The following is a 12,238-nucleotide window of genomic DNA, read 5'->3' on the forward strand; positions in this document are numbered from 1 at the left end:
CATTATGGCTATTGTTAAGTCGGACCTAATTAAACGTCTAATGGACGCGAAGAAGTTCTTCATCAACGGATATGTTGATGAAGGCGTTAAGATAGTTCAAGATGTTCTGAAACTCTCACCGCAGAAAGAGGAATATAATTGGTTTATATGCAATGTAATTGAGAGTGTAGATTGTAAATACTTATTCACGATTCTTGACAAGATAGGTTCGAGTTTTGATATTTCAAAGTGTCAGAATCTTAAAAACGTGGTAATGTGTGGTATAATACAAAACATCTATAACACTCACGTAGATTTAGCACTGAACTCTCTAGTGGCTCAAGGAAAAAGGGACAGACTGGAGGACATAACTAAGGAGATATTTAAGGTAAATCCCGATGTAAATGGAGAGATCTTATACAAATTGGCTGAGGCATTAAGGAAAGCAGGAGATGAGAGAGATGCAGTGTTACTGTTACAAGAGGCATGTAAGAAAGGAATAAAGGAGGCATGCTCCAACGCCATGGTTCCTCCGCCAAGATCTGTTATGTAATCTCCTCTATTTCCCATTCGATCTCTTCCCCGAACTCTTTTCCTATTTCGTAAACAGTTACGCTCACAGTTTCGAAAAGTTCAGGATAGATCTTATCAACGAAAACTTTCACCTTGTTTTCTTCAAATATAACTTTCCTAACTCCATTTATTTGCGTTAACTTTTCTTTCAGTTCCTCTTTGATGGACTTAAACTTAACACTGTCTATAGTAAAATCTACTTTGTCTCTAACATACACTACTATCTCGTTTTTGTTCTCTTCGAGAGTAACTTTAATTAAATTATCTCCTAATTTCTCTCTTAATTCAATAAATTTCATTACAAAACGAAAAATTCTTTCATCGTTTTTCAGTTCCACCATTTTGTCGAACCACTACAGCATCAGTTATATTCTTCCACACTATTTTGTAGCCTAAATATTCTAATACTTCTATGATGTACTCACCATATTTTGACCTCAAAGAAGATAGACTCTCTCCATTAAAATCTACCTTACGTAACTTCTCCAACAGTTCCTCCTTTATGTAATAGTTCTTGAGGAACACATAGCCTGGGAACTGCCTGAGGTTCTTTCTGATCAAGTTGTTTGGGACTTTAAGTTTCTCCGCTATCTCCTTAATACTTACCACATCCTTATTAAGGGAGTATTCAATTTTCACGTTCTCTAAGCTCTTTGCCTCAAGGTCTTTAAGCCACTTATAAACTTTCATTACGTCTACTTTTTTCTTAAATTTGATTACGTTGTCTCCATCATAATCTCCTAAGCTCAGTTCCTCGTTTAAAAGTATTAAGATCGGTTCCTTTACCTCCTTAAGTTTCCTTACTTTTTCCCTGATGTACTCGTCAGTCCAAAAGCCTACTATCTCTATATAGACTTTCAGGTTCCCCTTCTCGACAAGGAAATCGGGGATGAATATCTTATCTCCAACCACTATCGGTTCTGGTTCCCTTAGCAATTTCCAGCCTGATGACAAGGAGTTAAACTCATAATAAAACCTCTCTTCAACTGAACTGTCGAAGACTTTTTCATCTACAGTTTCCTTTAGAATGTTCCTATAATCTTCTATCTCTAGCTTATATATCCTCTTCTTCTTTTTTCCCAATACGATATCAGCCTCTATCCTCCAGTGGCCTGCAGAGACGATATAAGGTAATAGAATGGCGAAATTCCGTCCGTATTTTTCATTCATTTTTAATAAGGTAGCAGGTCCGATGAACTCAAGCCTTAAGGGTTTATACGCGAAATACATTAACCCTAATAATTTTGCTCTCCTCACTATTTCCTTCCAGTTAGACGATACATAAACAGAGAGCTTGTAAGCTTTAAACAGTAGAGTTTGCAATAGGGATAGGTTATAAGCTTTAATCACATCTTGTGGCGTCAGGGGCGGTAATTCCATAATTTTCTTTTCATCTTCGAGATCGGAGAACATGTACTTTATAGGGTCTATTCCTAATTCTTTGCTTATTTTTTCTATGACTTTTTCTCTTTCTTCATTTTCTATTACCGGTCCGTACTCGTATAATTTTCTTCTTATAATTAAAGGATCTATAGGAGAATCCTCCTCAAATTTAGTGTATTTCACTATGACTTTGAATATACCCCTTATGAGTTTATAATTATAAATTTTCTCTAAATATTTTAGTTCTTCTTTTATCTCTCCTAAAGTTAACCCGACCTTAAACTTAGAGAGGATCTCTTCGACTATCTCAGGCTCTTCACAGAACAAAGGTACTACTTTATTCTTTGCGAGCTTAAATCTCGCTAACGACCAAGGTAACACATTTAATATTAAATGTAGAAATTTAAAACAGTTTGGTAACGCTCAGATACTTTAAAGGTCTACTCGTATTAGACGTATATGCTCCAGGGGCTAAGTGGTCCGATGAGCTAAAGGCATACATAACTTATGCCTATAAATATGCCGAAGTAAAAAAGTATTTCAGAAGTGAGGGTGTGGATATACAAGACTATGTATTTGATAATACTCCTCCTTTTCCGTCGATCGTTGACGAGATAAAACTTAGGGACTACCAGTTCGAGGCCCTGAGGTCTTGGATATTACGAGGAAAGAGGGGGGTAATAGTACTTCCTACTGGAGCTGGGAAAACTATTGTCGCTTTAAAGGCTATCGCTTCCTTAAGGGAGAGCACACTGGTGGTAGTGCCGACAATTGATCTAATGCATCAGTGGGCAAATTCCATAAGGGAGATATTGAAGGCAGATGTAGGGGAAATAGGAGGAGGAGTGGACAAGGTCTCTGGCATCACGGTAATAACTTATGACTCAGCTTATACAAGGGCTGAAGAGTTAGGTAACAAGTTCTTTTTCGTAATTTTCGATGAGGTTCATCATCTTCCTTCCGAAGGTTACTCTCTCATGGCTAAAATGTATGCAGCACCGCACAGGATGGGCTTGACAGCGACTCCTGAAAGGGAGGACGGAAAGCATATAATGTATCCGGATTTGGTAGGACCTATAGTCTATCGAAAAGGGGTAGAGGACTTTGCAGGAAAATACATAGCCAGTTTCGACATAAAGAAGGTTTATGTTAAAATGACTGAAGAGGAAGAGAGAAAGTATAAAGAATTAAGGTCTAATCTAAAGAAATTTCTCGAGAAAAGAAACCTGACTTTACGTAGCTTAGATGACTTTAACAGACTTGTGAGATTAGCCTCGAAAGATAAGGAGGCTAGAGAAGCCCTTTTAGCTTGGCATGAATCCTTAAAGATTGCGGTAAACTCAAAAGCTAAGGTAGACAAATTAAAGGAGCTTTTGAAGGAGTTCAAGGACGAAAAAATAATCATATTCACGAGGGACACACAATTAGCCTATGACCTTAGTAAGTTATTTTTAATTCCCGTTGTGACTTATAAGACCAGTAAGGACGAAAGGAAGGAAATTTTGGAAAAGTTCAGGAAGGGAGTTTACAGAGTGATAGTTGCATCTACTGTGTTTGATGAAGGAGTAGACGTTCCTGACGCTAACATAGGCATAGTATTGGGCGGTTACGGTACTAAGAGACAGTACTTACAGAGGCTCGGCAGATTATTGAGAGGAAAGGACAAGAATGCTCTCCTTATAGAGATAATAACTAAGGGTACAGCAGACTACAAGCTAAGTAAGAGGAGGAGTTATATCTCGTAATACTAATACGGCTCTGAGGTCGTGGTGTCACTAGTTAGTTAGAAATTTTTGTATTAGATAGATTTAGATAAAAGTATATAAATAAGGTCTCAGATTAGGCAATTAATGGATGGAATAGATAAAAAGATTATTATTTCATTATTCAAGGACGGTAGGATTTCACAGAGGAAGATTGCTGAAGATGTTAATCTCTCTGCTACTTCACTTAATTATAGGTTTAACAAGTTAATTGAAGATGGAGTTATAAGGTCATTTAAGCTTACCGTCAATCCCAATTTTTATAATAAGTATTACGCGTTCGTCTCTTTCAAGAACGAAAAGGACTTTAACGCACCATTTATAAACGTGAAAGTAAAGTGCTTAGAGGAACTTAACGTTTACAGAATACAAGGAGATTCTTACAATGACCTAACAGATAAGATATCTACAATGGCTAAGGAATTAGGAGAACCAAAGATGACTTATATTCCTGTTCAAACACCTGCTAAGCCCTCTGGAGTAGATATAGAGATAGTTAAGGAGTTGTTAAGGAACCCAAGGGCTGAACCTAGTGAACTAGCGAAGGTAATAAATATACCTACAAAGACAATTCAGAGGAGGATAAATGCGTTAATAAGTAAAAACGCTATAAAGGTGATACCTATAGTCGATTTGTCAAGGGCTGATATTGTAGTATTTGCTGTGTTCTCTAAGATAGTCACGAAACTGACTATGTTGGATAGCTGTAAGTTCTTATCATTTGTGGAAGGAGAAAGAGGACTTACCGTTTGTGCCACAGAGAACATAAAGGTTGCAGACGGTTATGTGAAGAAAGTTAGGGAAATAGATAACGAAGCTGAAGTAATGGTCGCTACAGACTATGATATAAATAATGACGTAGTACTAAAGGAACTTGAGGATATAGAGAATAGGGCTATAACTTCGGTTAAATGATCATTTTCGACAATTAACAGTTATTGCGTTTTTATAACATTATTTAAAATAACCTTATAAGGAGAAATCGCTTCTCATCTCCTGAACACAGTTGAAATTAAGCTTACTATTACTACTCTTATCAATTTCACTACTATTACTCGGTATATTAATTTCTGTAATTTCTATACAGCAAAAATATGTGGAAATATATAATTTCGGCTACGGAAACGTTGCAATTCCTCCAAATGATTGGCAAGAGTATTACTGGGCTGTTCTAGTAAAAGGTTATCCTAGTGCTACAGTATTTTACGATGGTAAGTTCGTAAACCTTCAAAATGTGTGTAATTACACTTTGCCAGCAACTTCATATTATACATACGTTGTGAAGGGATATGTTCAACCCTACGCTTTTCTTTCGCCGATAAGCATGTTTTTAATCCTTACTGGTACACTAATCGGTTTTAAGGGTACTACTCTCTTCTTTCAAGAGAGAATTTTGGGAGAAGATCTTGTAAAGGGTTATGCTGTAGGCGGTTCATTAACTAGATATGCTCTGAAACGTTTAAGTAGCTCATTAGTCTCGTTAATACTGGCCTTCGTAGTAATAATAATCCTTGAGTACTTACACGGTAGAAATCTTTATTACGCCTTATTAGGGTTCCTTGAGTTTAATGCAGGAGTTTCATCTTACTTTAAGGTAAGTATCACCAGCCTCATATTGACTACGCTGTCATATACCACGCTATTGCTAGGTATATCCTTCTCTCTAACGGTATACCTTAGCGCTTTCTTGGTAATTTACGGGTTACAAAGTCCATTAATAAGTAAGATTATGGACATGTGGAAATACATAGGCTCTGCCTTAGCTTCTTGGGTATTTGCTATGATTATAGTTTACCTCCTTCACTTTTTCACTGGCCTTCTTCCCTATGGAACGCCTAAAAATGATATACTGCCTTATTTAGTAATGCCAGTAATCTCACTGTTCTTCCCCTTTATAGGCATTTTCGTTAATAGAATGCTAACTACAATCCCTACAACGCCATTTTCCATAAAGGGACTTGATAGAAAGATCGTCATATACAGACACGTATTGGGAAATGCCACTGTAGTTATGCTTTCTTCTATTTCATCAGCATTTGTTGAGATGTTACTTGCGGAGATGTTGGTAGAAGGCATTTTCCAATGGCCTGGTTTCGGACTACTGTTAAAATATGCTGTTTTTAATGGAGACTATAAGGTAGTTGAGGGCTCGATGCTAACATATTCAACCTTAGCAGTCCTTTCCAATTTGGTTACTGATTTAGTTTACGGTGTGTTAGATCCGAGGGTGACTAGATGAGGAGGAGATTTGTCATTGTTTTTACAATATTTCTTATAATTGTGAGTATAAGTGTATTTTTTGACGTTTATAAGCTTCCTAAGGAAGAACCTTTACAGCCACCCTCCTATCAGTATCCCTTAGGGACTTACATAGATGGTAGTAACATGATCAATCTAAATGCTATAGCAATAGTTGACACGCTAATGTTCGGAGGGCTAGTAGGGGTTGGAGAGGTAACTTTAGCATTGGCTTACGGTATTATGGCCGGAGTTTATGGAGGAGTAGTGAGGAGTGTCATGGTGAGATTTATAGACGCTCTGAATTCTTTACCTAGGTTACCCTTACTTCTTTCCATAGCTCTATTTTACGGTGTACCTACTGGTAACTCGTTGAAGGCTAACTTCTTCTTAACAGTATTAATTGTAATGCTCACGGGTTGGAACATATATGCAAGGCAGATAACAGAGTTAGTTTACACTTCCTCAGTAGGTAAATCCACTAGAAGGATTTTAGGTAAAGTAGACATCAAGTTGGTGTTTAGAAGTGTCAAAAGACAAGGGTTAAACCTCTTAGTGCCGAGTTGCATTGATGGAATTGCTACATATACTGGAATGGGTGTAATAGGTGGAGTTGGAGATCCTAATTACCCTACTTTAACTACTTTACTGAATATAGCTTCTCATTTACTTTATGATTGGTGGCTGTTCTTAGTTCCTGCTGTTTTTAGGGGAATAGTTCTTGTTCTGTTACTTATTCTTGCAGACGAGATAAGGAGGTTATGATGGATGTTGGAGTACGAGTGTCTAACCGTGGATAACAAGTTAAACTGTTTTACAGCTGTAATTAATGATCACACTGGAATATTAGGTCAAAGGGATAGTGGAAAGGAAGAAATATTTAAGGCAACATTTAGGGTAGTAAAGGCTAAAGGAAGGATAAGTTTAGATGGAGTAAACATCCTAGAATTAGGAGAAGAAGATCTTAGAAAAATCCTTTGGACTAGAATAAGCTGGATGCCTTATGATGTTTCTCAACTTTTTAACCCTATCTACGATGTTGCTTCACACTTTGTTGAAATTGTTGTTAGCCACAACTTAGGAAGTTCAGAATACGCATTAGACTTAGCTAAGGAAAAATTGAAAATTCTTGGTCTAAACCCCGAGGAAATACTCAAGAGTTATGTCTTTCAGCTGTCTCCGTTAAAGTTAAAGAAAACTGCTATAGCGTTAGCAACTTTTATTGAACCCGATTACGTATTCATAGACGATATAGAATACGGGATCAGTGAGGTTGATCAAATACAAATAGTCAACTCACTTATAGACCTCATGTCTGTAATGCCTAGTAAGTTTTTAATCTCTGATAATGACGCTGCTGTTCTCTCCCGTCTTACTGATAAGGTTATAGTAATTTACAATGGTGAAGTAGTTGAAGAAGGATATAACGTGTTATCAGATCCACTTCATCCTTATACTATAGACGTGATAAGAGGATATGTAATCCCTGATGGGAAAACTTCCTCAGGATGTGTGTATAGTAATTCATGTTTATACTCCTCTCTTAAATGTCAAACTAAAAAACCTGAGCTAATTAGAATCGGTAAAAGGATGGTAAGATGTCATCTCTATCCGACCATGTAATTTTACAATTAGAATCTGTTTATGGGAACTTCGTTAAAGATATAAGTTTGAGTATTCACAGTAGAGAACTTACTCTTATTGTGAGTGAGTTGGGTAAGGGCACTGAAGAATTATCGATGTTATTGACTGGTGAAATAAAGCCGAAAAAAGGGAGAATTGTCCGAATTATAGATAAGAAACAGATAAGGCTTATTCCCAGAGAATTTATATCGAGTGAATTAAAGATAAAGGATATTTTGAAACTATATGAGAAAAAATTCGGAAAAGGAGATGAATTTTGGATTAAAACAATATTGGGAGATAGTATTATTGAAAATACAAAAATTAACGACTTGAGTGAAATTAATAAGTTCAAATTAGAAATTTTATCAATATTTTTCGGAAAAGTAAGCTTGATAGTAGCAGAAGATTTTCTATCAACGATTGATACACAGTTAACGGAATACGCTCTTAAGATGTTAGTCAAGGTAACGAAAATAAAGTCGGCAAGTTTAGTCCTATTCAATCCCTCTGTGATTTACCCCTACGTCTTTGATAAAATAGTGGTTTTATTCGGTAACGAAATCATAGAGGAGTCGAGTAAGAAGGAGTTTTATCATCCTTATTCTTTACTTATTCAAAACACGAAGCTCAAATTAGGCAAGCCTAGAGAGAAAATTCCTATAAAAGAGATAGGGGATCCATCGGACCACGGTTGTCCTTATCACCCTTACTGTGATCTAATTACCAAGGAGCTAAGAAAACGATGTTATACTGAAAATCCTAAATTATTCAACGTCAAAGGTAATAAGGTAAGATGTTGGTATTATGAAAATATTAAATAAGTATTTTAAGTATTTTAAGATATTTTTAATTAAAATGAATATAGTATCTATATAGTGACTTAAACATTAGTAGTTAAGCTTAAATTCGGTATCGAACTATTTTCTCAAGCCATGGCGGAGAACAAGTCAAGTTTAATATATGCAGCTATATTTCTTGTTTTAATAACACTATCAGATAGAGCAACTAATAACATGGTAACTACAACAGTTCCCTTACTTGGAAAATATGTTTTGCATTTCTCTAACACAGTAGTAGGACTTCTATCTACGGTAATCTTTGCCTTTACTTTCGTGGCTACATCATATATTAATCCTTCGTTGAACGCAATTACTAGGAAGAGAGTATTCATAATTTCTAACGGTTTTATCGTTTTGTCTCTTCTACTTTATTATTATTCTAACGTATTTACAATCTGGATCATATCAGCTTTAGCAGGTCTGATATTTGGCTTAGTTATGCCGAATCTAATAACCGCAGCGAGCTTAGCAAACGATCAAAAATCAGCCGAAAGGTTGTTGGCATTATATTCTACAAGTCTGAGCCTAAGCCTAATAATAGGTCCGGCACTTGAAACTTACCTCCTGACGAGGGTTGGTTACAGAGAAATCTTCTTGTGGTTCATTCCGTTAGCTATGGTAGCGTTTATTTTATCCACTAAGCTGAAATTCCCAGAAGTGAAAAGGGAAAGTAAGGGAATATCAGCCTTAAAGAACAAAGGTTTTATCTCTTCAATACTGTCAATAACGACTTATAACGTACCTTTTGCGGCATTTACAACTTTCTTAGCTATCTTAGCCAAAGAGAGATTTAATGTTCCGGACTTTGAGGCGTATTCTGTTTTCCTGCCTTTCTTTACAATATCATTTCTGACTAGACTTTCAATGACTATTAGACCCTTCAGTGATCTTAGAATGCCTTTAGCAATATCGATAGGTATTACAATTGCTGGACTGCTTGGAATTCTGTATGCTCCTTCATACACAGCTTTTCTCCTGGTAATAGCTTTGCTCGGTATACCTCACGGCTCTATCTTTCCAATGTCTACGATAATGATAAGCAGAGCTACTACAATCGCGGAAAGAAACGCTGTAAATTCATATTTCTTGGCTTATAATAATGTTTTATTCCTGGCAGTTCCAGCTGTAGTAGGGTTTGTATCGACATATTTAGGTTTGTCCCTGACTATGACGCTTCTGGTGCTCCCAGTGTTAGTTACGGCGATAACGTTCTTTAAGATGTTTTGGAGAGACAAGATTTTGAGGGGTTAGAACGAGACTAAAACAGCAGAGACTATTATTACGAGCGATCCTAGTAGTTGCAAAAACGTCAATACTTGATGTAGGATAAAAAAGGCGAGGATAATTGTAAACACTGGCTCTAAGGTAGAGATTACCGTTGCAGTTACAGAATCACTCTCCCCCATCCCTTTGTAGAAGAAATAGTATGGTAGAAGAGTAGCAAATAAAGCTAAATACACCCCCGTGTATATAGAGGCTACTGTAAGACCAAATGAGTTAAAGAAGAGGAAAATGAGTGAAAAGGGAAAACTCCACAAGGATTGTGAGGCTATTATCTCTATATTTGTCATTCTTCTTAGTTGAAGTCTTCTCGACTGGATTATTAAGAGTGCATAGGTTAAACCTGAGGCAAGTCCTAGGTATAAGTCTTTAAGAGTTATATTTGAGAGGTACATCAGGTAGACCCCTAGAAATACGGAAAAACTAGCTATTATTTTCCTAAGGTTAATTTCCTCGCTCTTAGAAATTAAGGAATATAATAATACCCATATGGGAGCTGTATATAAGAACACAGCCGAGAGAGATGCGCCAAGGTAGTTTATTGTATAGATATACGTTTCGTAAAACGCCAAGGTAACTATTCCAAGAAGAATTGAGGGGAAGTTTAGGATCCTCCTAATCTTAATAAGCGGTAAGATCAAAATGGAGGATATCAGCGATCTGATCATGACCATTTGAAAAGGGTTTGCACCTTCTTCATAACCTATTTGTACAGCTATACCTATTGTTCCCCACAGGAAAGAAGAGATGAATAGGTCTGTTATCCCTTTTTTCAGCTTCACAAGAAAAGTAATAAGGTGAGAAGATAATAAGCCAGTATGAACTGGGGTAAGATACTCGGTCTGGTCGGGGCGTTGATTTTTATCTTAATATATCTAAATTACATAACAATTACTTTTCATTATGGTATTTTACAAGTAGAGAATTTGAGACTGTTAAAGAGCCTCAACGTCAGTATAGTAGGAGCTAATTCTTCAGCAATTATAATTAGAATAAATAATCCGTTGAATGTGTCTGTGACTGTTTGTAATATTAGTGGAAAATACTTAGTCTTTGGAAAACCTATCGTAATTCCTCCCCAAACTTCTAAAAATATAACAATTGGGATAACTAATTATCAAGCCCTAGTAAATCAGATAAAAAATAACGATGAATACATTTCAATTAAGCTTAAGATTCAAAATACAACCATAACTTCGGTGAACTTAGTATGAGGACAACAGATAGAGTTCTGTTATCATACTACGTGAGTTCTATACTGATAGCATTTATTCCCTTACCTTGGTGGTACTATAGCGTTGGAGGAATTTTCGTAGTTTATGATTCACCCTTTCAGATTTCTGCAAGCCTTTTGGGTAGTAACTTGATCCTAGCTCAACTACTAAACTTATTTTTAAATGCATTTAGAATATACGTAGGAATAAACTTAGTGTACAATTGCTTGATGTTAGTGAAGGGTAGACAAGCGGCCAAATATTCCACAATGGCATGGTTACCGGTATTCTATATATTAGATCCTTTGCTAATTTACGTAGTATTTAATTACGTGGTATCTTCAGTAACGGGAGACACTTTTAGATATCCCTTACTTATTATAGGTGTCGAGAATTTTGTCACCTCATATAATAATGTGAACATAGATATGCTGATCTTTTCATACCCTACTCTACTTTACTGGTTTACTTTTATTCCTACAATACTTTACATAACAGCATTAGTAACAGGAACTAAGTCCTCAAAGTCATAAGGAAAAACTGGTGTTTATTTGATAGTCATAGATAACCATGACGTCGGCTTCTTTATCTGCTACGTTTCTCACAGCTTCTATGTACTTCCTGACGTTCTCTATTTTATCCGTTATACAACCTATTATACCTGCCTGGCCGTCGTTGATCTCTAAGATCTTACATGAGTCGAGGATTTTTCTAGTCTCTGCTACTCTTCTACTGAATATAGAGAACATAACTATATCAGTCTTCTTTAAGTCTATTATTGGAATTAACTTTACTATACCCTTTTCTAAGAGGATCTTAGTTCTTTTCTCCACAAGTTTCTGAGTCAAACCTGTCTCTTGAGCTATTTCTGCAGCTTGTGCCCTAGGGTTTCTGACAAGGTATTTAACTATTTGTAAATCATAAGGCTTAGACTCTATGATCTCCTGTTTAGGAAAGTACTTAAGAGAATAATCACCCAAGATTTTTTCATTCCTTCTATTTTATCCTCTATCTCTGGGATAGAACTTCCCTCAACTCCATAGACGTTTAACCACTCTAAGCACTTGAATTTGAAGAATATTCCTTCTCCTATATAGTCATAATAGTTCTTAAAAGCTACAAAGCTGTAATACTTACCGTAAAAGTTAGGATTTACTAAAACCGTGTAGCCTTGGAATACTCCTTCATCTTGGAGTTTTTTAATACGATAAGTTAGGGAAGGAGGCGTAAGGCCCAATTCCTTAGCTATATTTCGTTGGGACAGAAAAGGATCCCTAAAAAGATAAATTAAAATCTTCTTTTCGAGTTCATCCATCGTAATTACTGTATATGTAATACACTT

15 protein-coding genes are annotated in these 12,238 nt (G+C 36.2%); 10 read left to right on the forward strand and 5 right to left on the reverse strand.

Annotated features, from left to right (window positions below; translation table 11 throughout):
- Positions 1 to 4: 4 nt before the first annotated feature.
- The gene (locus tag D1868_RS05640) at positions 5 to 532 is read left to right on the forward strand and encodes a DUF1955 domain-containing protein (RefSeq protein WP_156006381.1); all 528 of its coding nucleotides are present in this window, start codon (positions 5 to 7) and stop codon (positions 530 to 532) included.
- Here the strand turns inward: D1868_RS05640 and D1868_RS05645 are convergent.
- Both D1868_RS05645 and bax1 read right to left on the reverse strand, forming a co-directional pair.
- The gene (locus tag D1868_RS05645; RefSeq protein WP_156006383.1) at positions 525 to 893 is read right to left on the reverse strand and encodes a hypothetical protein; all 369 of its coding nucleotides are present in this window, start codon (positions 891 to 893) and stop codon (positions 525 to 527) included. The genes D1868_RS05640 and D1868_RS05645 overlap by 8 nt on opposite strands.
- Positions 871 to 2,316 (reverse strand): endonuclease Bax1, encoded by a 1,446-nt coding sequence (gene bax1, locus D1868_RS05650; protein WP_156006385.1) that lies wholly within the window; start codon positions 2,314 to 2,316, stop codon positions 871 to 873. The genes D1868_RS05645 and bax1 overlap by 23 nt, the downstream gene beginning before the upstream one ends.
- A gap of 32 nt (positions 2,317 to 2,348) precedes the next feature.
- Between bax1 and D1868_RS05655 the strand changes: the two genes are divergently transcribed.
- The 7 genes from D1868_RS05655 to D1868_RS05685 all read left to right on the forward strand — a co-directional run bounded on the left by D1868_RS05655 (position 2,349) and on the right by D1868_RS05685 (position 9,652).
- Positions 2,349 to 3,680, forward strand: a complete 1,332-nt coding sequence (locus D1868_RS05655; RefSeq protein ID WP_156006387.1) for a DEAD/DEAH box helicase family protein — start codon at positions 2,349 to 2,351, stop codon at positions 3,678 to 3,680.
- Between the two features lie 105 nt (positions 3,681 to 3,785).
- Complete coding sequence (locus D1868_RS05660) at positions 3,786 to 4,613, forward strand: winged helix-turn-helix transcriptional regulator (RefSeq protein WP_156006389.1); 828 nt, start codon at positions 3,786 to 3,788, stop codon at positions 4,611 to 4,613.
- 91 nt (positions 4,614 to 4,704) lie between these two features.
- Positions 4,705 to 5,937, forward strand: coding sequence for an ABC transporter permease subunit (locus D1868_RS05665; protein ID WP_156006391.1), 1,233 nt, complete (start codon positions 4,705 to 4,707; stop codon positions 5,935 to 5,937).
- Positions 5,934 to 6,701 (forward strand): peptide ABC transporter permease, encoded by a 768-nt coding sequence (locus D1868_RS05670; RefSeq protein WP_156006393.1) that lies wholly within the window; start codon positions 5,934 to 5,936, stop codon positions 6,699 to 6,701. The genes D1868_RS05665 and D1868_RS05670 overlap by 4 nt, the downstream gene beginning before the upstream one ends.
- A 27-nt stretch (positions 6,702 to 6,728) precedes the next feature.
- Positions 6,729 to 7,559: an ABC transporter ATP-binding protein gene (locus D1868_RS05675; protein WP_231112482.1), complete on the forward strand. Its 831-nt coding sequence runs from the start codon at positions 6,729 to 6,731 to the stop codon at positions 7,557 to 7,559.
- The gene (locus tag D1868_RS05680) at positions 7,535 to 8,383 is read left to right on the forward strand and encodes a P-loop NTPase family protein (RefSeq protein WP_156006397.1); all 849 of its coding nucleotides are present in this window, start codon (positions 7,535 to 7,537) and stop codon (positions 8,381 to 8,383) included. Before D1868_RS05675 ends, D1868_RS05680 begins: the two co-directional genes overlap by 25 nt.
- Positions 8,384 to 8,494: 111 nt before the next feature.
- Entirely contained in the window at positions 8,495 to 9,652 is a 1,158-nt protein-coding gene (locus tag D1868_RS05685; RefSeq protein ID WP_156006399.1) for an MFS transporter, read from the forward strand.
- Here the strand turns inward: D1868_RS05685 and D1868_RS05690 are convergent.
- Positions 9,649 to 10,464, reverse strand: a complete 816-nt coding sequence (locus D1868_RS05690) for a DMT family transporter (RefSeq protein WP_156006401.1) — start codon at positions 10,462 to 10,464, stop codon at positions 9,649 to 9,651. The two genes, D1868_RS05685 and D1868_RS05690, sit on opposite strands and share 4 nt — an antisense overlap.
- Before the next feature lie 36 nt (positions 10,465 to 10,500).
- Between D1868_RS05690 and D1868_RS05695 the strand changes: the two genes are divergently transcribed.
- Both D1868_RS05695 and D1868_RS05700 read left to right on the forward strand, forming a co-directional pair.
- Entirely contained in the window at positions 10,501 to 10,896 is a 396-nt protein-coding gene (locus D1868_RS05695) for a hypothetical protein (protein WP_156006403.1), read from the forward strand.
- A complete protein-coding gene (locus D1868_RS05700; protein WP_156006405.1) occupies positions 10,893 to 11,429 on the forward strand; it encodes a hypothetical protein in 537 nt (178 codons plus the stop codon). Before D1868_RS05695 ends, D1868_RS05700 begins: the two co-directional genes overlap by 4 nt.
- Here D1868_RS05700 and D1868_RS11055 read toward each other — a convergent pair.
- Both D1868_RS11055 and D1868_RS11060 read right to left on the reverse strand, forming a co-directional pair.
- Positions 11,424 to 11,876, reverse strand: a complete 453-nt coding sequence (locus D1868_RS11055) for a winged helix-turn-helix domain-containing protein (protein WP_231112483.1) — start codon at positions 11,874 to 11,876, stop codon at positions 11,424 to 11,426. The two genes, D1868_RS05700 and D1868_RS11055, sit on opposite strands and share 6 nt — an antisense overlap.
- Positions 11,831 to 12,211: an Lrp/AsnC family transcriptional regulator gene (locus tag D1868_RS11060; protein WP_231112484.1), complete on the reverse strand. Its 381-nt coding sequence runs from the start codon at positions 12,209 to 12,211 to the stop codon at positions 11,831 to 11,833. The genes D1868_RS11055 and D1868_RS11060 overlap by 46 nt, the downstream gene beginning before the upstream one ends.
- Between the last annotated feature and the right edge of the window lie 27 nt (positions 12,212 to 12,238).

Origin of the sequence: Stygiolobus azoricus, from assembly GCF_009729035.1 — an archaeon.
Lineage (GTDB): Archaea > Thermoproteota > Thermoprotei_A > Sulfolobales > Sulfolobaceae > Stygiolobus > Stygiolobus azoricus.